This is a genomic window from Uliginosibacterium aquaticum (assembly GCF_012972705.2).
Classification (GTDB): domain Bacteria; phylum Pseudomonadota; class Gammaproteobacteria; order Burkholderiales; family Rhodocyclaceae; genus Uliginosibacterium; species Uliginosibacterium aquaticum.
Map to the genome: position 1 here is coordinate 1,344,707 of NZ_JABCSC020000001.1, position 22,889 is coordinate 1,367,595.

Annotated in this window: 20 protein-coding genes; 4 read left to right on the forward strand and 16 right to left on the reverse strand. The window is 64.4% G+C overall.

The window, feature by feature from the left end:
- Positions 1-51: 51 nt before the first annotated feature.
- The 4 genes from HJ583_RS05995 to prfB form a co-directional block, all read right to left on the reverse strand.
- Positions 52-2,844 carry an ATP-binding protein gene (locus HJ583_RS05995; RefSeq protein ID WP_170021048.1) on the reverse strand — a complete coding sequence of 931 codons (2,793 nt, stop codon included), beginning with the start codon at positions 2,842-2,844 and terminating at the stop codon, positions 52-54.
- Between the two features lie 18 nt (positions 2,845-2,862).
- Entirely contained in the window at positions 2,863-3,570 is a 708-nt protein-coding gene (locus HJ583_RS06000; protein ID WP_170021049.1) for a hypothetical protein, read from the reverse strand.
- Positions 3,567-4,865, reverse strand: coding sequence for a hypothetical protein (locus tag HJ583_RS06005; RefSeq protein WP_170021050.1), 1,299 nt, complete (start codon positions 4,863-4,865; stop codon positions 3,567-3,569). Before HJ583_RS06005 ends, HJ583_RS06000 begins: the two co-directional genes overlap by 4 nt.
- 59 nt (positions 4,866-4,924) lie before the next feature.
- A protein-coding gene (prfB, locus tag HJ583_RS06010) for a peptide chain release factor 2 (protein WP_216821651.1) occupies positions 4,925-6,029 on the reverse strand; the annotation gives its coding sequence in 2 pieces (ribosomal slippage) (positions 4,925-5,947 and positions 5,949-6,029; 1,104 coding nt in all).
- Positions 6,030-6,153: 124 nt separating this feature from the next.
- Here prfB and HJ583_RS06015 point away from each other — a divergent pair.
- Positions 6,154-8,757, forward strand: a complete 2,604-nt coding sequence (locus HJ583_RS06015) for a sensor histidine kinase (RefSeq protein WP_170021051.1) — start codon at positions 6,154-6,156, stop codon at positions 8,755-8,757.
- Here HJ583_RS06015 and HJ583_RS06020 read toward each other — a convergent pair.
- Complete coding sequence (locus tag HJ583_RS06020; protein WP_170021052.1) at positions 8,663-9,514, reverse strand: DNA ligase; 852 nt, start codon at positions 9,512-9,514, stop codon at positions 8,663-8,665. The genes HJ583_RS06015 and HJ583_RS06020 overlap by 95 nt on opposite strands.
- A gap of 91 nt (positions 9,515-9,605) precedes the next feature.
- Positions 9,606-10,544: a LysR family transcriptional regulator gene (locus HJ583_RS06025; protein WP_170021053.1), complete on the reverse strand. Its 939-nt coding sequence runs from the start codon at positions 10,542-10,544 to the stop codon at positions 9,606-9,608.
- An 82-nt stretch (positions 10,545-10,626) separates the two neighbouring features.
- Here HJ583_RS06025 and HJ583_RS06030 point away from each other — a divergent pair, with 82 nt between their 5' ends.
- Positions 10,627-12,063, forward strand: a complete 1,437-nt coding sequence (locus tag HJ583_RS06030; protein ID WP_170021054.1) for an MFS transporter — start codon at positions 10,627-10,629, stop codon at positions 12,061-12,063.
- Positions 12,064-12,073: 10 nt separating this feature from the next.
- Here HJ583_RS06030 and HJ583_RS06035 read toward each other — a convergent pair whose 3' ends face one another.
- The 5 genes from HJ583_RS06035 to HJ583_RS06055 all read right to left on the reverse strand — a co-directional run bounded on the left by HJ583_RS06035 (position 12,074) and on the right by HJ583_RS06055 (position 16,427).
- Complete coding sequence (locus HJ583_RS06035; RefSeq protein WP_217423272.1) at positions 12,074-13,288, reverse strand: DUF2252 domain-containing protein; 1,215 nt, start codon at positions 13,286-13,288, stop codon at positions 12,074-12,076.
- A gap of 86 nt (positions 13,289-13,374) precedes the next feature.
- The gene (sugE, locus tag HJ583_RS06040; protein WP_170021055.1) at positions 13,375-13,689 is read right to left on the reverse strand and encodes a quaternary ammonium compound efflux SMR transporter SugE; all 315 of its coding nucleotides are present in this window, start codon (positions 13,687-13,689) and stop codon (positions 13,375-13,377) included.
- A gap of 24 nt (positions 13,690-13,713) precedes the next feature.
- The gene (locus tag HJ583_RS06045) at positions 13,714-14,307 is read right to left on the reverse strand and encodes a nucleotidyltransferase family protein (RefSeq protein ID WP_217423273.1); all 594 of its coding nucleotides are present in this window, start codon (positions 14,305-14,307) and stop codon (positions 13,714-13,716) included.
- A gap of 9 nt (positions 14,308-14,316) precedes the next feature.
- Positions 14,317-14,754 (reverse strand): ribose 5-phosphate isomerase B, encoded by a 438-nt coding sequence (gene rpiB, locus HJ583_RS06050; protein ID WP_170021056.1) that lies wholly within the window; start codon positions 14,752-14,754, stop codon positions 14,317-14,319.
- A gap of 98 nt (positions 14,755-14,852) precedes the next feature.
- On the reverse strand, positions 14,853-16,427 hold the full coding sequence (locus HJ583_RS06055) for a peptide chain release factor 3 (RefSeq protein ID WP_170021057.1): 1,575 nt from the start codon (positions 16,425-16,427) through the stop codon (positions 14,853-14,855).
- 116 nt (positions 16,428-16,543) lie between these two features.
- Between HJ583_RS06055 and HJ583_RS06060 the strand changes: the two genes are divergently transcribed.
- Both HJ583_RS06060 and HJ583_RS06065 read left to right on the forward strand, forming a co-directional pair.
- Positions 16,544-17,443 carry a DMT family transporter gene (locus tag HJ583_RS06060; protein WP_170021058.1) on the forward strand — a complete coding sequence of 300 codons (900 nt, stop codon included), beginning with the start codon at positions 16,544-16,546 and terminating at the stop codon, positions 17,441-17,443.
- A complete protein-coding gene (locus tag HJ583_RS06065; protein WP_170021059.1) occupies positions 17,427-17,981 on the forward strand; it encodes a YqaA family protein in 555 nt (184 codons plus the stop codon). The genes HJ583_RS06060 and HJ583_RS06065 overlap by 17 nt, the downstream gene beginning before the upstream one ends.
- On the opposite strand, the gene HJ583_RS06070 is transcribed toward HJ583_RS06065, so the two are convergent.
- The 5 genes from HJ583_RS06070 to HJ583_RS06090 all read right to left on the reverse strand — a co-directional run bounded on the left by HJ583_RS06070 (position 17,948) and on the right by HJ583_RS06090 (position 22,848).
- Positions 17,948-19,366, reverse strand: coding sequence for an HD-GYP domain-containing protein (locus HJ583_RS06070; RefSeq protein WP_170021060.1), 1,419 nt, complete (start codon positions 19,364-19,366; stop codon positions 17,948-17,950). The genes HJ583_RS06065 and HJ583_RS06070 overlap by 34 nt on opposite strands.
- Positions 19,367-19,408: 42 nt before the next feature.
- A complete protein-coding gene (locus HJ583_RS06075) occupies positions 19,409-20,389 on the reverse strand; it encodes a phosphatidate cytidylyltransferase (protein ID WP_170021061.1) in 981 nt (326 codons plus the stop codon).
- 76 nt (positions 20,390-20,465) lie between these two features.
- Positions 20,466-21,083: a lysophospholipid acyltransferase family protein gene (locus tag HJ583_RS06080; protein WP_170021062.1), complete on the reverse strand. Its 618-nt coding sequence runs from the start codon at positions 21,081-21,083 to the stop codon at positions 20,466-20,468.
- A complete protein-coding gene (locus HJ583_RS06085; protein WP_170021063.1) occupies positions 21,073-21,507 on the reverse strand; it encodes a hypothetical protein in 435 nt (144 codons plus the stop codon). The genes HJ583_RS06080 and HJ583_RS06085 overlap by 11 nt, the downstream gene beginning before the upstream one ends.
- Positions 21,508-21,528: 21 nt before the next feature.
- The gene (locus HJ583_RS06090; RefSeq protein ID WP_170021064.1) at positions 21,529-22,848 is read right to left on the reverse strand and encodes a phosphatase PAP2/dual specificity phosphatase family protein; all 1,320 of its coding nucleotides are present in this window, start codon (positions 22,846-22,848) and stop codon (positions 21,529-21,531) included.
- Positions 22,849-22,889: the final 41 nt, after the last annotated feature.

Sequence of the window (22,889 nt, forward strand, 5' to 3'; positions counted from 1 at the left end):
AAGGCCCCGGGCTTGATCCTGTACCCCCGGGTAGATCGCAAAAAAACTGTTTCAGTCGATCTGGCGGCGCAAAACCCCGATTGGCGGGGCCCAGGCGTCCGCTGGTTTCTTCTTGCGGGTGACCAGGGTGAGCTGGGCCGGCTGGAAGACGTTGGCGTTGTGGGTGACCGGGGTAGTGATCAGGTATTGCGCGCGGGTGGCGCGCAAAAACGCCCCGACACGGTCGATATTGGCGACGTCGAGGTGGGCGAAGGGCTCGTCGATGAACACGAAGCCGCCGGGGCGGGCATCGTCCATCAGGAGGCCAATCAGCAGGATCAGGGATTTCATGACCTGCTGGCCGCCTGAGGCCTCGCCGTCGTTGAGCGTCTGGGCGCCTTTCTGGTCGAAGTCGAAAGCTACTTCGAGGCCGGCGGCGGCGAGCGTGCTGTCGTCGTTATCCAGTACTGGTACTGGGCATTCGACGTTGATGCCGGCGAGCTCACCGAGCGCGCGCAGGTTCTTGCCGTACTGGCGCACGGTGGCGCGCAGGCGGGCGATGTAGGCGGCGCGGGCTTCGTCCACCATCTGCTTGGTGCGCTCGGAGTAGGCCATGCGCTGGCCGTAGTCGCCCTCGCGCTGATGGAGCTCCAGCCCGAGTTTTTCCTTGATGACCAGCACGTTCTCGTCGGTAGGCCATTCGCCGTCGACGATGCGGCGCTTGAGGCGCGAGAGTTCGTTGCGTGCGCCCGAAAGACCGCCGTAGTGCTCAGCAAGCTCTTCCTGAGCGGCGGGTGAGAGCCAGTCGGCCGGCATGCCGCGACGCTTACTGCGCAATTTCAGGAGTCGGGCGGCCTGCTCCAGGCGCTGCGGCCGTGATTCGGTGGCCATGCGCGCGAGCACCTCGCGGGCAGCAGCCAGATCACGCGAGCGGCGGTCGGTTTCGATGGCAATGCCGGAGAGGCGCTCCTTGCACTGGTCGACCTTGCTACGGGCCTCGTTGAGCGTGGCTTCGGCCTGCTGCTGGGCGGCCTGCAAACTGGCCTTGTCCTGCTCGGCGGCTTCGAATTCGGCGGCGCGGGCCAGCATCAGTTCGGCGGCCTGCATGCCGAGGAGCTTCTGGCGTGCGGTCTGCATTGCAGCCTCGCTCTCGTCCTGCTTCTTGCGGGCCCAGGCGAGTTGCTTGTCGAGCTCACCAACTTCCTGCTGCAGGGCTTCGAGGCGGGCGGTGCGGGCCAGTTCGCCGAACCAGAAATCGTGCGGCACGCCCAGATGACGGGCGCCACGGCGCTCGCGGTGATAGCCCTCGCGGGTGATCCAGTCTTGCTCGCGCGGCAGTTTTGAAGCGGCCTGAGCGTTGTCGACGCGGCGGATACGGTTCAGGAGTTCGGAGAGCCACTTCGGAGGCTCGCCGGCAAAACGCACCACTTCGAGCAGGCTGCCGGGATGGGCGTCGGGGCACGGGGCGCGGTCTGACACCACAAAGTGGCGGAAGCGCTCGCGCTCGCCCAGCGCCCAGGCGTCATGGCGATCGCCTTCGTTTTCAAGCAGGATCAGCGAGCGGTAGGGGCGCAGGATGGCCTCGATGGCGCCTTGCCAGCTCACATCCGTGACTTCGGTGATCTCGGCGAGCAGCTTGTGCTCTATGCCGGCATCATTGAGCGCACTGCGGAAACGCTGCACTTCGCTGTCGTGTGGCGTGCCACCCTTGCCCTGTGCTTCACGCAGGCGGGCGGTGACGTCCTCGAAGCGGGCGGTAAGTTCGCGCACCTTCGTGCGCACAGCCTGCCACTCGTTGTAGGCATTGGCGGCGGCGTCTTCGGAATCCAGTGCAGCAGCACCATGCTCCTTGGCCACGCGTTCGCGCAAGGCATCCCGCTCGGCGAGCTTTTTCTCTACGTCGCGCAGGGCGTCACGGGCGGTGAGCCACTGGCTGTCGATCTCTTTCTGGCGTTTGCTGGCTTCTGTGAGCCAGGCTTCGGCCTGGGCCTTTTCACCGGCCAGCGCGGCGACGCGTTCTTCCGAGGCGGCACGGGTTTCGATGGCGGTAATCACTTCATGGCGGGCGCGCTTGAGCTTGTCGCGCCAGCTGGCGATTTCGCTCTGCAATTCGGCGATTTCCAGACGTGGAATGGCCTCGGCCTCCAGTGCGGTGGCCTCGGCTTGCAATTCACGGCCTTCGAGGAAGCGATCCGCCTCGATGCGGCGGGCTTCGGCTTGCGCCTTGAGCTTTTCCAGGTCCAGCGCCAGCGCTTCCAGCTCGCGCTGGGCGGTCTTCTGCTCTTCGCGAGCGGCTTGATAGTTGTCCAGTACTTCCTTGTCGCCGAACACGTCGAAGACCAGATCGAGGAGCGCCCGCGGCGAGTATTCGCAAAGCTTGTCGGTGTCGCCCTGCTCGAGCGACAGCACTTTGGCGATGGCCGGTGTCAGACCGGCGTAAGCCAGGCGCGACTGGTAATCGCGCAGGCCCACGAACTGGGCTGTTTCCTCCAGCTGCTCGACCGTGACATTGCCATCCTCGATGCAGTACTCACGGCTCCAGTCGCCACCGGCGCGCTTGACGCGGCAGGCCAGGGTGACCTGATCCTTGAGGCAGGGGAAGAAGGGGCGCTTGCCGGTGTTGCCGGGTTGATTCGACACCGTGGCGCGGATCCACGCGAAGCCGTGGTTCGAGCGGCGCACATAGCGGCGGAAATCGCGCTTGCCCGAGCACTTGAGCGCGAAGAGGGTGCGCATGGCGTCGAGCAGGGTGGTCTTGCCGGAGCCATTCGGGCCGACGATGGTGATGATGTGGGCATCCAGCGGCAGCGTGAAACGGCGCCAGAAATCCCAGTGAACGAGTTCGATATCGCGGATGTGGAACATCGGGTGTCCTGTAAGGGATTAGCGGCGGGCTTCGACTTCGTCGTCAAGCTCGTCGAACAGTTCTTCTTCGTCTTCGCCCATCCCGGCGGGCAGTGCGCGGCCGGCGGCGGCGAGCACGTCGGCGAGGGTGCCGTTGATGATGCGGTCGGCCAGCACGCGGTAGTCCAGCAGTACGTCGAGCAGCGGACCTTCATGCAGATAGCCGTTGCTGCGTACGATGAAACCGAGGCGGGCGAGCTTGCCCAGTGCGAAGTTGCGGATCTTGGTACGGCCGCCGAGCTGGGCGCCAAAGTCGGCCAGCAGTGAGGCTTCAGAGATCGCGCCGGAGACGGTGTCGCCATGCTCGATGGGTTTTTCCTGGCCAAACATGTCGTTCTGACCGTCGTCACCGAGTTGGCGGCGGCCGAGTTGGCGCTCGCGCTTGGGCAGGATGATCAGCGCCCAGATCACGATTAGCAGCGCGATCTCGTCGCGCGTGAGGCCCATGGTGCTGGCTTGATAATCGCGGCCGCCAAATACGGCGTCCATGACTTCATCCTTGAGACCTACGGCAACATGTTCGGCGAAGGGGTTGTCGAGCAGTTGCAAGCCCACTGCCGCGAGGTTGGTTTCCAGCTCGAGACGGAAGGCTTCATCGACCAGAGCGCGGCGCACCTGGGTATCTGCGCGTGGTAGCCAGCGGTGGGCCAGCAGGCGGGCGGTGAGTTCGGTGATTTCGATGTTCATGGCTTGGGTTCCACGACAGTGGCGTCACGCCGCACGACATTACCGGCGGACATGTGCGAGATTTCGTCTTCCATGACTTCGACCAGCCAGTCTTCAAGCTGCAGGTCGTAGGGCATCTGGGTGAGGTCGGCCACCGGGCCGGAGGCACCGGCTTCCTCGTTGCCCAGCAGCGAGAGCAGCGAGAGGCGATAGCTGGCCGGGCCAAAGCCGCCGCCCAGAATGAGCTTGCTGGCCGGCACAGCCGTCGGGATGCCGGCGAGTTTGTCGGAGAGCTTGATCAGCAGGCCAAGGTCTTCGGACGGGGCGACTTCGTCCTGCGGCGCATCTTCGGCCGGTGGCAGGGTGGCATCGGCTTCCATCTGGCGCACTTCTTCGGAGAGCGAGCTTTCCGCGCGGTCGAGCAGCTCATGGCCGCCGGCAATGAACTGCATCTGTGGCCCGGCGCCTAGCGCGCCATCGGCCAGCGCGGCGATGCGGCGCACATCCAGGCTACGCAGCCAGGCAGCGGCGTCCGAGGACGACACGCCGGAGGCGCCGAGCGTGACGCGCTGTGATTCGATCTTGTTGAGGGCGCGCTGGAAGGCCGCGTCGACCCGTGCCAGGCGGCTTTGGGCCAGGCCGATGGCGTGCGCGACACGGCTGGTCTCGGGGCTGATTTCGTCTTCCGCGAGCAGACCACGCAGGATGGTGGTGCCTTTTTCCAGCCAGCGCACATTGCCGGTGAGGCGCGAGCGGGCGTCGAGAATGCGGAATTCGGAGCCTGAGGCGATGGCGTCTTCAAAGGAAGCGGTCAGCGCATTGAGCTTGGCCAGCAGATGCTGCAGCACTTCCGGCGTGATCGTGCCGGTGGCCTGCATGCCGGCGAGCTGGGTGGTGAGGAAGCCCAGCTCGGAATCTTCGTTGTCGCCGAATCTGAGCAGCATGGCCATCGCAGCCACGGCGTTTCGGCCACTGTCGGAGAACTGGTAGCTGCCGTCTTCGCCGTACACCAGCAGACCGTTGCCACGCAGGCGGCCGAGCACGGTTTCGAGCTTGATCGGATCGATGTAGGCGAAGTGCCGGCGCAGCTCGTCTGGCTCCCAGCGCGGGTGATCGGCGCGGGCGCTGATCTCGCGCAGCACATGCAGGCGGACGAACACCTCTTCCTCGCCGCCACGGAACAGCGTGATGAAGGTGTTGATCAGCTCGCGCGAGCGCACCAGCGACCACAACGCCGGGACGTCGTCGGGCTCGACGCCAGGGGTGAGGAAGCCGGCGAGGTCGAAGTCTGGAATCGGGGCGGACTGTTCGATCATGCGTGGGCCGGAGAGACGGAAGCCGGCCGGCCGGCTTCCGGGGTTGAGCGCAGCAGGCCTTACACGCCCTGCTTGAGGCTGGCTTCGATGAAGCCATCCAGGTCGCCATCGAGCACGCCCTGGGTGTTGCCCACTTCGTAGTTGGTGCGCAGATCCTTGATGCGGGACTGGTCCAGCACATACGAGCGGATCTGATGGCCCCAGCCGATGTCGCTCTTGGTGTCTTCCAGTTTCTGCTGCTCGGCCTGGCGCTTGCGCAGTTCCAGCTCATACAGGCGGGCGCGCAGCATCTTCCAGGCTTCGTCCTTGTTCTTGTGCTGGGAACGGTCGTTCTGGCATTGCACAACGGTATTCGTCGGCACGTGGGTCAGACGCACAGCGGAGTCGGTCTTGTTGATGTGCTGACCACCGGCGCCCGAGGCGCGGTAGGTATCGGTACGCACGTCGGCGGGGTTGATCTCGATCTCGATCGAATCATCCACTTCCGGGTAGACGAAAACCGACACGAAGCTGGTGTGGCGACGCGCGTTCGAGTCAAACGGGCTCTTGCGCACCAGGCGATGCACGCCGGTTTCGGTGCGCAGCAGGCCGTAGGCGTATTCGCCCGTGATCTTGATGGTGGCGCTCTTGATGCCGGCCACTTCGCCTTCGGATTCTTCCATCAGCTCAACATTGAAACCCTTGCGCTCGCAATAGCGCAGGTACATGCGCTCGAGCATCTGGGCCCAGTCCTGCGACTCGGTGCCACCGGCGCCAGACTGGATTTCGATGAAGGCCGGGTTCGGGTCCATCGGGTTGTTGAACATGCGGCGGAATTCGAGGCCGGAGACGCGTTTTTCCACGTCGGCCACGTCGGCTTCAACGGCCACGAAGGTGTCTTCGTCGTCCTCGCCCACGGCTAGTTCATACAGATCGGCACAGTCGACGAGGCTCGCGGCCACGCCGTCGAGCACCATCACCACGCCTTCGAGTTCTTTTTTCTCGCGGCCAAGGTCCTGGGCGCGCTTGGGATCGTTCCAGATCGCCGGATCTTCGAGCTGCTTGCTGACTTCGATCAGTTTTTCCGACTTGTTGTCGTAGTCAAAGATACCTCCGCAGCTCATCTGCCCGGCTCTTGAGCTCGGACATCTTGTTGGCGACGGCGTTGAGGCGTTCTGCTTCCATTGTTGGCTTTCCGTGACAATTGCATTCGTTGAGGGCGCGGATTATACCCCTTTGCCTGCGTTTGCCCGGCCGCTCGCGCTATGCTGGGCCCCACGTCCGTATGGGCGGCCGGAGGCCTCTGGAAATGATCAAGATTCCTGCCCTGCGCCTGCGTGCCAAGCTGGTGCTGATCTTTGTGGCGATCAAGGTGCTGCCGCTGGTGCTGCTGGCTGCCCTGGCCTGGTCGGCTGCGCATCGCCTGGGGCACGCGCTGGGGCAGCGCGCCGCCGTGATGGCTGACAATATGGCCGGCTCGATCCGCGAAGTGGGCGATAAGGCCACCCAGGATGCCATCGTGGCGCTGGACGACCGCTCACGTGAGGCTATCGAGCGCCTCACCACTGACACGGCCCTGGCCGTGGCCGCCTTCCTGCACGAGCGCGACCGGGATCTGCAGGCTGCTGCCCTGCTGGAGCCGAATGAGGCCGGCTACCGGAATTTTCTCAGGCATCGCACGCGCGACTATTACCGCCATGGCGAGTGGAGGCTGAAAGCCGATGGCAGTGGCTGGGAGCCGGCTGTGCCACATTCGCCGGACCCGGCCAGCATCGCCCGGGCTGGCGAGGCCCTGCCGGACAATGCCAAATCCTTCCACGCGCGTCCGCCCGAGTACCGGGGCGAGCGCAGCGAACGGCCGCTCTACCTTGAAATGAGCTTCATCGGGCTGGATGGGCAGGAGAAGCTGCGCATCGTGGATGGTGAAGTGATGCGGCCGGGCCTGCGCAATGTGAGCCGGCGTGAAAACACCTTTGTGCGTGCCGAAACCTTCTGGCCCGAGTTGCGCCGCCTGCGTCCGGGCGAGATCTATGTTTCCGAAGTGATCGGCGCCTATGTTGGCAGCCATGTGATCGGGCCCTACACGCCGCAGGCCGCAGAGAAGGCCGGGATCGCCTTCGAACCGCAGAAATCGGCCTATGCCGGTACCGAGAACCCGCTTGGCCAGCGTTTTCGCGGCATCGTGCGCTGGGCCATGCCGGTCGTGCGCAGTGGCCGCATCACGGGCTATGTGAGCCTGGCGCTCGATCACGATCACCTGCGCCAGTTTACCGAACGCATCCTGCCGACCGAGGCGCGCTATACCCCGATCATCGATGCCATCGGTGGCAACTATGCTTTCATGTGGGATCACAAGAGCCGCGCCATTGCTCACCCGCGTGACTACATGATCGTTGGCTACGATCCGGCCAGCGGTGAGCAGGTGCCGCCGTGGATGGACGAAGAGCTCTACGTGGAGTGGAAGGGCTCAGGCAAATCTTGGGCGGAGTTTTCGGCGGACATTCCGCCTTTCCGGGACCAGAGCCTCAAGCGCAAACCGGCCGCAGCCCTGCTGGCGGCCGGCACCCTCGGGCTGGACTGCCGCTATCTGAATTTCTCGCCGCAATGCGCCGGCTGGAACCAGCTTACCGCGCAGGGCGGCTCGGGCTCCTTTGAGATCTTCTTCACCGGCTTGCAGAAGCTCACCACGGCGGCGGCGATTCCCTATTACACCGGTCAGTACGGCGATTCAGCGCGCGGCTTCGGTTTCATCACCATCGGCGCCAATGTGGACGACTTCCACCGCGCCGCGACCGATTCGGCGCGCCAGATCGGCCTCACCATCGAGCAGAAGAACGAGGCCTTCCGCCAGGAGCGGCAGGACATGCTGCAGATGGTGGAGAACAGCATGCAGCGCATGACGGTGGAGCTGGCTGGCTCCACCTTCGTGATGGTGGTGCTGGTGATCGGCATTGCCTTCTGGATGGCGAGTTTCCTGGCCGGCCACATCGGTGCGCTGGTGGAAGGCATCCGCCGCTTTGCTTCGGGGGATCGCAAGCAGCGCTTCGATGTGCGCTCGCGAGATGAGATGGGGGATCTGGCCCGTGCCCTCAACAGTATGGCCGAGACGGTGGATGATTCCTTCCTGCGCTCGGAGGAGGCGCGCCAGCGTGCGGAAGACGCCAGCCGGATGAAGAGTGATTTTCTCGCCAGCGTGTCGCACGAATTGCGCACTCCGCTCAATGGCATCCTCGGTTTCGCCGATCTGCTGGCGATGGATCTGAAGGATGTGGAGCAGCGCGAGCAGGCGCTCACCATTCGCAACTCCGGCAAGCATCTGCTGGGCGTGGTGAATGATCTGCTTGATCTGGCCAAGATCGAATCGGGCAAGATGACGGTACATGCCGAGCCGATCGATCTGCCGGCCTTCGTGGCTGACGTGGTGCGCGGCCATCGTGCCCATGCCGCAGGCAAGGGCCTTGAACTCCTGCTTGAGATGGCGCGTCAGGGGCCGTTGCCGGTACTCGAATCGGATGCGCTGCGCCTGCGCCAGATCCTCAACAACCTGATCAACAACGCCATCAAGTACACCGACCATGGTCAGGTCAGCGTGCAACTGGAGGCGGAAGGTACAGACCTGGTCTTTCAGGTGCGGGACACCGGCTGCGGTATCGCGGCCGAGGATCAGGAGGCGATCTTCGATCGTTTTGGTGGGGTAGGCAGCAAGGTGCAGCGCGACAAGGGCGGCAGCGGCCTGGGCTTGTCGCTGGTGCGCAAACTGGCCGGCCTGCTGGGGGGCCGGGTGAGCCTGGCGTCCGAGCCAGGTCGAGGCTCGCTATTTACTCTGCGGATTCCCCAGCAGCCGCGCGCTGACGAAGGAATACCGGGTGACGGGGCTGGCCCTGAACCGTCAGGCTCTGATAGCGATAAGTAACCAGGGCGCCCGGCGCGGGGGGCGCCTCCCGTTGGGCATCACTGAAGCCGCTGCCGAGGCTGAAACGCCGGCCATCCGGCGCTTCCACCAGCAGGGCACCGAGACGCCCGCGGTGCTTGCCCCGGCCCGGTACATGTCCGACGACTCTGGCTTCGGCATCCTGCCAGGGCTTGAGCTTCAACAGCACATCACTGCGCCCAGTGACATAGGGCGCGTCGGCCCGGTGCAGCATCAGGCCCTCGCCACCCGCCTTGAGAACGGCCGCCATGCGTTGCCTGAGTGCGGCGGCATCCGCCGCGCGGAATTGCTCGACGGCTTGCAGCCAGGGAATGCCTGCCGCAGCAGTCAGGCGCCGGATGGCGTCGGCGCGGGCGCTGAAATCGCCTGGGGCGCCCGGTAGTTCAAAAATCATGTAGCGCAGCTCGCGCCATTCGGCATCCACCGGCTGCGCCTTGCGCACGATGCCCGAGAGGCGCTCGAATGTGCCGCGGCCGGCCCACAGTTCGCCATCGAGCGGGGTGGCGGGCAGCGCCTGGATGAACCAGTCCGGCGCATTCACCGGATGGCCGCTGCGAAAGCTCAGGCGCTGGCCATCCCAGATGGCGCGAACGCCATCGAGCTTTTCGCTGACCAGATAAGCGCCGGGGTCAATGCCGTCCCGATAGAGCTCGGCCAGCAGGATTTCCGGCGCGGCAAGCGTGTGGAGCGAGAAAAGGCTCAGTAGCAGGCTGAGCAGTAGGCAGGGCAGATGGCGCATTGAAAGGCTCCCGGGCGATGCCGCGAGCTTAGCCGCCAGGGCTGGTTGCCCCATTCTGTCCGGAAGGGCTGGAGCCGGTTGAGCGCGCCACTCAGCTGGCTGGCGTGAGGACGCTGTGGGCGATTTCCAGCAGGGTCTCGCGCATGAAGCCGGTCAGCGGGTCGGAGGTGTCACGGCGGTGAATTACCACCGAGATCGGCAGGCGCAGGTCTTCTTCGTGCAGCGGCAGGATGGTCAGATCGCGATGGGTCGTGAAAAGGCGTGTGACCAGCTCGGGCAGCACCGCCACCAGCGGGCTCTGCTTGACCACGAACGGGATCGACAGCGGGGTGGCGGCGTGTGCTACCACCTGGCGGCGCAGGCCGCGCCGGTGCAGGGCTCGGTCGATCATGCCGGGGCCGTCGCCGGTATAGCTGGTGTGGATGTGGGGCAGGCCGGTGAGATCGGCGAGGCTGGGCTGATCCTTCAGCGTGATCAGGGCCGGGTTGAAGACGCAGCAGAAACCGGCTTCATACAGCGCCGTCTGCTCATGCACGGCGCGCACGCGGGGAAAGTGGCCGACCGCCAGGCGGATGGTACCGGCATCGAGTTCTTCGAGCTGACGTGAAGCGGGAATCGGCCGCACCGAGAGCTGCAGGCCGGGTGCTCGGGCGCGCAGCCGTGCCATCAGCGCCGGCAGCAGCAGAGCTTCGAGGGGATCGTTGAGGGCGATCTGGAACTGCTCGTTGATCCGGGCTGGATCGAAGCTGGCCTCTCCCAGCGCCAGGCTGCGGGCCGAAAGCAGGAGTTCGCGCACCGCCGGCGCCAGGCTGCGGGCACGACCGGTTGGCAGCATGGCGCTGCCTTCGCGGTAGAGGATGTCATCGTTGAAAAGCTCACGCAGACGGGCCAGGGCATGACTCATGGCTGGCTGGCCGATACACAGCCGGGCGGCGGCGCGGGTGACGCTGGCTTCGCTCACCAACGCATCGAAGGCGACGAGCAGGTTGAGGTCCAGACGCCGGAAGAGGCTGTGGTCAATATCGTTCATGTCGATACTGTAGATCAGACCAATCAATTTTTACGATTGTATGGTGATGTTTAAACTGGTTTTTTACCTGGATTTTCACTTCATGCCAGCTTCTGCCGCATCCGGTCCGTCGTCTCTGCGCCCACGCCTTCTGGCACTGGCGGCGGTCACCAGCGTCGAATTCATCGAAAACGGCATGGTGATGTTTTCGGCCAGCCAGATCATGGCTGGCCTGCAGTTTTCGGCGGCTGATTTTGCCTTCGCCTACACGCTCTATGGCATGGCGGCGATCTTCATGCTCTACAAGCATCAGTGGATGGTCGAGCGGCTGGGCTATGAGCGTTTCGTGATGTTGTCACTGGCCGTCTTCGGCGCCGGCTCACTGCTGTGCGCCAGTGCCTCCGGCCTGAGTCTGTTTGCCGCCGGGCGACTGTTGCAAGGCCTCGGTGGGGCGACTTTCTTCACAGCCGGGCGCCTGGCCATCAATGAGATGCCTGCAGAATCGCGCTTTGCCGGCTTGCTGGTCTTCATCGCCAGCCTGCTCGGCGGCTCGGCGCTGGCCCCCTTGCTCTCGGCCAGCCTGATGGCACTGGGCGGCTGGCGCGCGATTTTTGCCTTCGGACTGCCGCAGGTGCTCATCGTGGCCTGGCTGGCACGGGGGCAGTTGGCGCGCACGGTGACGCCGCCCGAGCTGCGTTCAGAGGAGCACTGGGGCTGGTTGTTGTGGCTGTGCCTGGGTGTGTTCTGCCTGCAATATGCGATCCAGTCGCTGAGCCTCGCAGGCAGCCCGCTGACCCGCGTGCTGGTGACGGCGCTGGTATCGATCGCGATGCTGAGCGTGTTTGCCTGGCGCCAGTGGCGCAAGGATCGACCGCTGATCAACTACCGCGGCCTCTTTCAACTGCGTTATCTGTTCGGGCTGGCGATGTATTTTTTCGGTTACTTCCTGATCGGAGTGGCCGGGCTGATGCTGCCGATCCTGCTGCACGGCGTGCTGGGGCTCTCGTTGCTGGCCACGGCGCTGGTCTCCAGCTGCGGGCTGGCCGGCACGGTTGCCATGGCGCTGACCCATGTTGCCCTGGCGCGGCGCTGGCCCTGGCATCGTTGCTACATGCTCGGCGGCCTTGCGTTGTATGCCACGGGTTGCCTGCTGCTGGCGATGATGGAGCTGCCGCGAGGCTGGGTCGAGCTATTGCCGGCCACCCTGGCCATTTATCTGGCCATTCCCTGGTTCCTCGGGCCAGTGGCCTTCGGCACATTCTCTGGGCTGGAGGCGAAGGTGTTCTCGCATGGCTATCAGGTGAAAAACATCGTGCGCCAGCTGGGCCTGTCATCGAGCATCGCGCTGACGACCCTGCTGCTGCACCGGCTGGAGCATTCGCCAGCGTCTTCCGGGCTGTTGCAGACGCTGGCTGGCGTGTTCGTCGACCAGGCCGCAGGCACGCCAATGTTGCAGGCGAGCCAGCAGGTGTTTGGCTTGACCTTGCTGGCCATCCTGCCGGTCGGGCTGGTGGTGATGCTGCAGCGGGTTTTTCGTTGATCCGTCTAGATCAGGGCTTGAAAGCGCCGTCGTCATACGCCACGCAGTAACGCTGCCAATCCGCTTCGACCTGCTCGGCGCAGTGTTCGGCCAGCGCCAGCAGGCGGCTGCGCCATTTGTGCTTGGTGCCGAACTCGATCAGCTCGTCGGCTATTGCCGAGCCTTTGCGGCCGCTGCTGCGTAGCTGCGCCCAGGCCACAAGCTCGCCCATCTGGCCCAGCATCTCGCGGAAGCTGCGGTTCTTGCCGGCAGCTTCGCGCAGATCGATGCGATCCTGGGCCGGCTGCAATTCGCGCAGCACGCCGCTGCGGCGGCCCAGTTCCAGCGGGTGCAGGAAAGCCACCGGGATGGCCTGCATCATCTGCTGCACACCGATCACCCGGTGCGCTTCCGAGGCCCAGCGCGGCTCCGCAGTGCGCAAATGGGGCGTGAGCGTGGAGGGCTGTGCTTCCTTCAGATCCAGCAGATAGTGATCGTCCGGCCCGCCCTTGCCGCGAACCAGGATCACGTAGCGCTCCAGCCCGAGACTGGCGTTGCCGCTGATCCGGCGGGCCACATCCAGCACCTCGAAGAACTCCGGCTCGGCCTGTTCGCTGGCAAAGCTGGTCATCAGTTCGCGCACTTTGTGCTGTTGCTTGTCGCTCGCAGGGAGGGCTTTCTTGCCATCGATCTTCAGGCTGCGGCGCTTGCCACGGCGGGTGCTGCGGCTATCGAGCAGATCCTTGCGGCTGCGGCAGCGAAGCGCTTCCAGATGATCGCGGATCAGTCCATCGGCAGTATCGCGTTCCAGCCAGCGCGCGCGGCCGGCGCTGAGAGCGCTGGCGTAGGCTTCGATAAAGGCGCCGGCGTGGGCCAGGGCTTCGTCCCGGTCAAAATCCAGTGCCGGGGCTGCCACCAGCACGCTGCTCACGAAGCGCGTCAGGGCCCAGCTGGCCGGGGCCAGGGTGGCTTCATCGAAATCATTCAGATCGAAATACACCAGCCGGTTGTCGCCCTTGTAGCTGCCGAAGTTCTCCAGATGCAGATCGCCACAAGTCCAGGCCAGTGGAGCCTTGTAGAGCAGCTTGTCGTTGGGCATGCGGGCATGGAAGAGGGCGCTTGTGCCGCGCAGGAAGGCAAACGGGTCGCGGCGCAGCAGCGCGTACTTGAGTGCCAGCCGCTCGGGATCACGGCCGGCATGGCTGCGCTTCAGCAACTCAACGGCGTCGTCTATGGTGTGGCTCATCTCTCATGTTCCTGCCTGACTGTGGGTTGGCCAAGGGTAGTCAGCCCGTGTGAGGCGAAGATGACGGGCAGACTTCAGGGCGAGAATCAGTGGGCGAGCTTGAGCCCGACGATGCCGGCAAAGATCAGCGCAAGGCTCACCAGACGCAGCGTGGCCGCCGACTCTCCGAGCACGAAGATGCCGAAGAGCGCAGTGCCGATGGCGCCGATGCCAGTCCATACCGCGTAGGCCGTGCCCAGTGGAAGCGAGCGCATGGCCACGCCCAGCAGCACCACGCTACCGAGCATGGCGGCGACGGTGCCGACCGAGGGCCACAGGCGGCTGAAGCCCTCGGTGTACTTGAGGCCGACAGCCCAACCTACTTCCATGAGGCCGGCAATGATCAGGATGAACCAGGGCATGATGATTTGAGGTCCAAGGTTTGTTTAGCAGGGTGCTGAATGATGGCGGATGCGAAGCCCTGGCCAGCGTGAGCGATAGGAGGCTGCTTTACGCTCGAATAGCTCATGGTAGGGAGTTAGCGGATTGGGACTGAGGATGCCATCGTAGAGGCGTCGCAGGCCGTTGGGCGCGTAGACTTCCCCGGGCCGGATGCCGACGCAGGTGGCGGGAATCAGGAAACGGTCGATGCCTTCGCGCGAACTGCGCAACGGGGCATAGGGCTGGCCGAAGTGGGATTCGTACCAGAGGTGGACGCGTGCCTGGTTGGCGACTTCGATCGTGATGCCCAGCACGCCCAGCACTTCGTCCGCATGGGCCTGAACCCTAAGTTCGCCTGCTTCGCTGAGGTCTGAGGGGTCGAAGTAGAAAAGGTCGTAGTCCTTGATGTTGGACTCCGGTACGTGTCCGGCCTGCAGGTTCCACACCGTCTGGAAAAGACAGCCGGCTACGAGCCAGGCATCGGGCAGGGCCAGCGTATTCCATCGGTCGAGAATTGCGCGGTTGTGGCGGTTGCTCAGCACATCGCGCAGAAAACGGGCGTTCAGATCGCCCGGATGGACAGGCTCGGCCGCTTCCACGTTGCACAGTCAGGCAAGGTTGATTTTTGCAACACGGCTTGCGTGCCGCCCGCCTTCGAAGGCGGCCTCGAGAAATGCTTCAAGGATATCAATCGCTGTGCCTGCGCCGATGACTCGTGCGCCGAGACACAGGATGTTGGCGTCGTTGTGCTGGCGTGACATGCGCGCACTCAGGGGCTCACTGCACACCACCGCGCGGACGGCCGGGTGGCGGTTGGCCGCGATGGACATCCCGACGCCCGTACCGCAGACCAGGATGGCCTGGTCGATCTCGCCGTTTTCAATGGCTTTCCCTACCGCGTGGGCGAAGTCGGGATAGTCACAGGAGTCATTTGTGGTGGTGCCAAACTCGCGGACGGACAGGTTGCGTTTCTCGAGCTCTGCCACGAGGACCTTTTTCAACTCCAGACCCGCGTGATCGGAGGCGATTCCCAGTCGGTTTGTCATGAGCGCTTCCTTGAAGTATTTGAAGGACGCAGCCGGACTCAGGGGGCAGCGCCAATGTCGTGTTTTGCAGGAGCGGCCAGCGATCGCTCCTGCAGAGATCAATAGATTTCGCGGGTTTCCAGGAACTTCACATTCGGGTGTCGCTCCTGTGCCATCTGCAGGTTGACGCGGTTCGGCGCCAGATACACATAGTCGCCCGCACCATCTAGCGCCATGTTGGCCGGCGCCTTGTCGAGCAGGGCCTTGATGTCGTCGTCCTTGCCGCGCAGCCAGCGGGCGGTGGCCCAGTTGCAGCCTTCGAACACGCACTCCACGCCGTATTCGTGTTCCAGACGGTGCGCCACTACCTCGAACTGCAGCATGCCGACCGCGCCCAGGATCAGGTCGTTGGAGGCGAGCGGCTTGAAGAGCTGGGTCTGGCCTTCTTCGGCGAGTTGCTGCAGGCCTTTCTGCAACTGCTTCATCTTCAGCGGATTCTTGATCTGGGCGCGGCGGAAGAGATCCGGCGCGAAGGAGGGGATGCCGGTGAATTTGAGGTCTTCCCCCTCGGTGAAGGTGTCGCCGAGGCGGATCGTGCCGTGGTTGGGGATGCCGATGATGTCACCCGAATAGGCCACGTCGGTGGTGTTGCGATCCTGCGCCATGAAGGTGATGGCGTTGTTGATCGCCATGCTCTTGCCTTGCGAGACCTGCTTGATCTTCATGCCGCGCTCGAAGCGGCCCGAGCAGACGCGCAGGAAGGCGATGCGGTCGCGGTGCTTGGGGTCCATGTTGGCCTGGATCTTGAACACGAAGCCCGAGAACTTGGCTTCGTCCGGCGCCACGACGCGGTGTTCGGTGGCACGGGCGAGCGGGCGCGGCGAAAGATCGACAATAGCGTCCAGCACCGATTGCACGCCGAAGTTGTTGACGCCGGAGCCGAAGAAGACCGGCGTCTGTTTGCCGGCCAAGTAGGCTTCGCGATCGAAAGTGTGGGAGGCGCCACGCACCAGTTCCACTTCAATGCGCAACTCGTCGGCCTGATCGCCGATCACTTCGTCCAGACGCGGGTTGTCCAGGCCCTGGATGATTTCGGAGGTGCCTTTTTCGGCATGCGGGTCGAAGAAGGCGATGCTGTCGTTATAGAGGTGATACACGCCGCGGAAGCGCTTGCCCATGCCGATCGGCCAGGTCATCGGCGCGCACTGCATGCCCAGCACGGATTCGATTTCATCGAGCAGCTCGATCGGCTCACGGCCTTCGCGGTCGAGCTTGTTGATGAAGGTGAGGATCGGGGTGTCGCGCAGGCGGCACACGTTGAGCAGCTTGATGGTCTGCGATTCCACACCGTTCACCGAGTCGATCACCATCACGGCCGAGTCCACGGCGGTGAGCGTGCGGTAGGTGTCTTCCGAGAAGTCTTCGTGGCCCGGGGTGTCGAGCAGGTTGATGATCGCATCGCGATACGGGAACTGCATCACCGAGGAGGTGACCGAGATGCCGCGCTGCTTTTCGAGCTCCATCCAGTCGGAGGTGGCATGGCGGGCGGCCTTGCGGGCGCGCACTTCGCCGGCGACCTGGATCGCGCCGCCGAACCACAGCAGTTTTTCGGTCAGCGTGGTTTTACCCGCGTCAGGGTGGGAAATGATCGCAAAAGTGCGGCGGCGGGCGAGTTCTTGCTGGAGTTCGGTCATGGCGTGCGGCTTTCAATCAAGGCGCGGATTATACAGAGGCCGCCTGCCGGGCATGCCGGAATTCCGGTAAGGTCGGCTTCCCGCTGCCCTGGCCGCCTTTCCGTCTCCGCTCCTGCATGTCTTCGCCTATCCGGCTTTCCCGCAATGCCTGGTTGATGCTGCTGATCTGCATCTTCGGCTGGGGTTTTTCCTGGACCGTGATCAAGTACGCCCTGGCCGAAATTCCGCCGCTGTCTTTCCGTGGCGTGTCGGCTTTCGCGGCCGGCATGCTGACCTTGCTGCTGGTCCGCGCCAGTGGTGCTTCGGTGGCGGTGGCGCGTGCGCATTGGCCCAAGCTGGGCATGCTGGCCTTTTTCAACGTGCTGAGCTGGAACGTGCTGTCTACCTATGGTGTGCTCTACCTGCCCTCGGGCCGGGCGGCGCTGCTGGCCTACACCATGCCGCTGTGGTGCGTACCGCTCTCTGTCTGGCTGCTGAACGAGCGCCTCGATCCTCGGCGCTGCGTGGCCTTGCTGCTGGGCGGGGCCGGCGTGGCGGTGTTGATGGGGCAGGATGTGCTGGAGCTGATGCAGGCGCCGCTGGGGGCGATCCTGATGGTGAGTGCGGCGCTGTGCTGGGCGTGCGGCATGGTGCTGATGAAGCGTTGGGCCCTGCCGCTCGAAACCATGCCGCTGACCGGCTGGCAACTGCTCTTGGGCAGCCTGCCGATGCTGCCGGCAGCGGTCTGGGTGGATGGCATTCCGCCACAGCTACCCGGTGCGGGGGCACTGGCTGCGCTGGCTTTCAGCGCGCTGGTGACTTTCATGCTGTGTTACTGGGCCTGGAATCGGTTGGTGTTGATGGTGCCAGTGGCGGTGTCCTCGCTTTCCTCGTTGCTGACGCCGCTGGTGGGTGTGACATCCGGCGCGCTGTTTCTCGGTGAGCAACCCGGCTGGGCTGAAGCCTTGGCCGTATTGCTGATTCTGGGCGCGGTCGCGGTGATCAATCTGGGAGGCCGGCGTGCGCCTGCAGCCTGAGCGAGTCAGCTTGGCGGCCTTTGCCTGGGGATTGGCGGAGGCCACGCTGTTTTTCATCGTGCCGGATGTGTTGCTCTCCGGCCTGGCCCTCAAGCAGCCGATGCGTCGGGTGGTGCATGCGTGCGTGTGGGCGCTGGCCGGCGCCTTGCTCGGTGGGGTGCTGATGTATTTTTGGGGCCGTTTTTCGCCGATGACTGCGCTGGGTGTGCTGCGCGAAATTCCGGCCATTGATCTCGCGATGTGCGAAGAGGTGACGCGGCAGTTGCGTGAAGACGGGCTCCTCGCGCTCTTCATCGGCCCGCTCACCGGCACGCCTTACAAGATCTATGCAGCGATGGCTGGCGCACTGGCGCTCAATCCACTGCTTTTCTTTGCGATCAGCATTGCGGCGCGTCTGCTGCGTTTTCTGGTCGTGGCCGGAATGGTGCGGCTGATCTGCCGGGCTTTGCCGCGCCTGTCGCAAGGAGGGCGGATGGGGCTGTGGGCGGCAGGCTGGCTGGGTTTTTACGGCTGGTATTTCCGCCACTTTGCGGGCTGAGTAGCCGCCAAGCCGGTCTTCGCTGTGTTTACGAGGCGGTGCGGGTGAGCGCTGCGCAGGGCGGCAAAGCAGTCCGGATCGAGCGCCGTGCCGACGCTCTCGGCCATCATCTCGAGGGTCTTGTCGATCGGAATGGCGCCGCGATACGGGCGTTCGGCGGTGATTGCGTCGAAGATGTCGGCGGTGGTGATGATGCGGGTCTCCAGCGTGATCCGCTCCGCCGTGAGGCCATGCGGATAGCCCTTGCCATCGAGCCGCTCATGGTGGGCGCCGGCCACGCTGGCCAGTTCGCGGAAGGCGCCGATGCGGCTGAGGATCTGCTCGGTGTAGGCAGCGTGCATCTGCACTGCGCGCCATTCGGCTTCATCGAGCTTGCCGGGCTTGTCGAGCACGCTGTTGGAGACGCCCAGCTTGCCCAGATCATGCAGCAGGGCGGCGCGTTTGAGCCAGCGGCGGCGCTCGGGTGTGAGCCCCATCCGCTCGGCAAGCATGTCGGTGTAGAGCGCTACGCGCTCGCTGTGGCCGGCGGTGTAGGGGCTCTTCGAGTCGACTACCTGACCGAAGCCGGCGGCGATGTCGTCGAGATAGTCGTCATCGAGCACGACCGAATCCCTTGCCGGCTCCAGCGCAAACACGGCCTGGTCGATGGTTTCCGATGCCAGTGTCTGCCAGAACTCAGGCGACTGGGCGACGGACTCGAAAGCCTGCACAAGTTGCGGATCGAACCAGCTGCCGCTGCGCGTGCGCACCTCCTGCTGCGCGGCCGCGGGTCCGTTGGCCGTGAAGAACACGTCGGCGACCTGGGCCAGCAAGGCGATGCGAGCCAGCAGCGAGATCGCAGGACCGGCGATGCCTAGCGGCTTGCCGCCGCCGTTCCAGTGCTCATCGAGGTGCAGGATGCCGTCGGCCACGGTTTCATCGAAGCGCAGCTTGCGGGCGATTTCGGCACCACGCTGACAGCGGGTTTCGAATAGCTCGCGGCCGATTTCCTCGCCGTTCTGAAACAGATGAAAGAGGGAGCGGAAGCGCTCGCTGAGGGAGGCGTGGAGGCCGGTGTGGCGCAGCACGAAGCCGATGATCTGGGTGCTGCGGGTGCCCGCCAGCTTGAAGTCGCGCTTGAAGGCGAGATCGTCGGTGAGGTAGAGCGCGCAGATCCGTGCCGCGTTGCTGCTGCAGCCCAGGTCCTTGAGCAGCAGAGTGTAGTAGAGCGAGCGCAGCTGGGCATTGTCCAGCCGCAGCGCATGGCCGATGTGCATGCCGATCCAGCACACGCGCACGCAATGGCCGCGCGGTTGGCCTTCGGTGATGTCCAGCGCATGGCTCAGCGCGGCCATCAGCTCGGCCAGGGTCAGGGTGTCGGCGGAAAATCTTGCGAAGCGCTCCATTCCTGCCTTAACGGCAGGAATGCCTTCAGGCCTGAGGAGTGACTATGTGAAAAAGTAGCGCACCAGATGGAAGAAGACCGGCGCGGAGAAGCACACAGAGTCCAGCCGGTCGAGCATCCCGCCGTGGCCTTCGATCATGTGCCCCCAGTCTTTCACGCCGCGGTCGCGCTTGATGGCGCTCATCACCAGCCCGCCGAAGAAGCCCATCAGCGTGATCGCCAGCGCCATGCCGGCAGCCTGCCAGGGCGTGAAGGGGGTGATCCAGAACAGCGCGGCGCCCAGTGCCGTGGCGCTGCCCAGCCCGCCGAGGAAGCCGGCGATGGTCTTGGAGGGCGAGAGGTTCGGCGCGATCTTGCGCCGGCCGAAGAGCTTGCCCCACACGTACTGCAGCACGTCGGAGGACTGCACGACGATGATCAGGAACACCACCAGCAACAGGTTGCGTTCCTCGTAACCGGCGATGTTCAGCGCGAGCAGGGCCGGCACATGCGAGATCGCATACACGCAGATCATCAGTCCCCATTGGGTCTGGGTCGCACGCGCGAGGAAGTTCGTGGTGTCCTGCCCGAGGCAGGCCAGGCAAGGCATCAGCAGGAAGGCATAAACCGGGATCAGGATCGAGAACATGCCGTACCAGTTCTGCCACACAAACACATACTGCAGCGGCAGGAACACGAAGAAGCAGGCCAGCAGCGCGTAGTGGTCGCCGCGCCGGGTGTTCGTGAGGGTGATGAACTCGCGTAGGGCGAAGAAGGAAATCAGCCCGAAGAGCACGACCACCCCGGTCTGCCCGCCGAGCAGCGCGATGCCGATCACGGCCACCATCACCCACCAGGCATTGGTGCGTGCCACCAAATTGGCAACCACGCCGTTGTCGCGACCCAGCTTCCAGCGCAGTAGCCAGCCGATGAGGCTGGCGAGGAGCAGCACCGCACCGATGCCCATGAACAGATGCAGGGTGGCTTCGCGCGCGGCTTCGGGAACCTGGTTAGGTATGCTTTGCAGGGAAGTGGTCAGGCTCATGATTGGTTTTGGTGAGAGCGGCCATCGGCCGTGAAGGTTCATGCAGGAGCGGCCTCTGGCCGCTCCTGCCCCCGGATCAATGTTGCGGCATCATCGCCAGCACGGCTTCGCGCGCCCGCAAGAGAAAATCCGCCTTGGCCTCTTCCGCACCTAGTGCCAGCGGCGTACCGAAACTCAGCACGCACACCAGCGGCACTGGCAGCAGATTGCCCTTGGGCATTACGCGATTCAGATTCTCCATGCGCACCGGCACCAGCTCGACCTGTGGATTGTCACGCGCCAGGTGATACAGGCCGCCCTTGAAGGCCTGCATCTCGCCATCGAGCGAGCGGGTGCCCTCGGGGAAAAAGATCAGTGAGTCGCCTGCATCCAGCGCTGCCTGCAGCGGCGCCAGCGGGCTCACGCCGGGCTTGGGTTTGCGTTCCACCAGCACGCCGCGGAATACGCGATGGATCAGGTAGCGCCGCAGTGCGGAGGCGCCCCAGTAGTCGGCGCCGGCCACCGGCCTCGTGCGGTAGCGGATGGCCGGTGGCAGCATCGCCCACAGCAGCAGGAAATCAAGATGGCTGGAATGATTGGCGAAGTACAGGCGCTGTTGCGCTTCGGGTCTACAGCCCAGCCAATTGGCATAGGCGCCGGTAAGCAGGCGGGCCAGCGCGATCAGGAAAAGTCCGGCGAAACGATCAAGCCACATACAGGAAGCCGCTGGCGGCCAGCACGAGAATGAGTTGTGCGCATACTACCGCAGCCAGTCGTACGACCAGTTTCCGCGTGGCCGCTGCGCGCTGGGCCAGATCGCGGACATCCGTGCCCTGGCGCAAGCCCAGCTGGCTCAGCGCGGCGTCGAAATCCGGCAGGGCCCTGGCCTCCTGCTCATGCGTGGCGATCAGCTCGAAGGCGGCTGCGTCGAAACGGATGCGCAAGGCGTACCAGGCCAGTGCCAGACCCAGCAACAGGGTCGCGCCGAACAGCCACAGTGCAGGTGCTGCAGCCTGCCGTGTTGCGAGCAGCAGGCCGCCAGCCGCGACTGCACACAGGATGCCGCCGAAGACTTGCAGCGGCTGGGTGCTGCGCAGAAAGGCGGCGCTGAGGGTGGCGAGAGTGCGGTCCGGAGTCATGCGTGTCGGGCTGTTATGTGATCAAGGACGCGTTGCAGACGAGAGGCCTGCCGCAATGCTCTGCGCCTGCAGGCGCACATGGGGTCGTGCATGCCGGATTGCCATCACTGCCTCTTCCGGCGTGTGCGCGCGATGGCGCACCAGCCAGGCCGCCACGCTGGCGGCACTGCGCGAGAAACCCAGCGCACAGCAGACCCACACGCGCTGCCGCTGCTGGCGAGCATGTTCAATGGCGTCGGCTGCCGAGGTCAGCTGCGTGCCGCTGGGCGGCAGGAGGTCAAGCAGCGGGAGGCTGTGTGCAGCCGATCCTGGTGCGGGCAGTGGCAGCTCGGCGGCGAGGTCGATGATCTGATCGATGCCGTAGCGGGTGAGTGTGGCGGCGTCCGGCTGGCGGCCGAGGAAGACGCCATCGACGACTTCAGCTCCGGCCGGCAGTTTGCGTGTCCATAGCCATACATTGAGTCGCGCGCCCAGCAGGTAAGGGGCGAAGAACATCCAGCTGCGCCAGGGCATGCGCGTGCCCTGCTTGCCGAAGTGAGCGCCTTCGCCAAACAGATAGATCGCAGCGACACCGGCAAGGGCCGCAGCCGTCCAGTAGAGCAGCCAGGCGAGGGCGGCGGGGAAGAGCAGGGCGCCCAGGCCGGCGGCTGTCAGCGCACCGGCCCCGTAGTACAGCGCAAGGCGTGAGCGCTTTGCTTCCAGCCCGCGCCAACGCCATGGTGCGTCGCTGTCCGGCACCAGCAGCAGGCACAGCGCACCGGCCCAGAACCCGGTCAGTACATCAATGAAATGGTGCTGCCAGGTGGTGAGAACCGACACGCCAATCAGTGCGAACCAGAAGTGGAGCAGCCAGCGGATCGGGCGATGTCCTGAGAGGTCGGCATAGAAGCGCCACAGCACGACGAGCAGGCAGATATGCAGTGAAGGCGCCTGGTTGTAGGGCAGGTCGAAGCCGGTGAGTGCATCGAACATTACACCGGCCCAACCATGGGTTTCAGGGCGGCTGAACGAGAAATGCAGCGGCCATAGCAGGAAGCCGGTAATGCAGAGGACTTGCGCAGCCAGCAGGCGTTTGGCCAGACGAAAAAGTTCGTCGCGGCTGCGTGCGGCAAACAACGCAATGCCGTACAGAAAATCGATGCTCCAGTAGGGCAGGATGGTCCAGGCAATGAAGGGGATGTGGTGCTCCCAGCCGAAGACGTAGAGACCTACGTCGCTGCGCTGGGCGGTGAAGTGATTGGCTGCGCTGTAGCTGCCAAAGAACAGCACGCCGAGAAAGACACCCCAGGCAAGGGCCTGAGGCCAGGGGCGTCTGGGTTTTATGACGAGGTTTTCAGACATTTTGAGTCTTGCGCAGGGGGCTTAGGGATGAACCGCAAGGC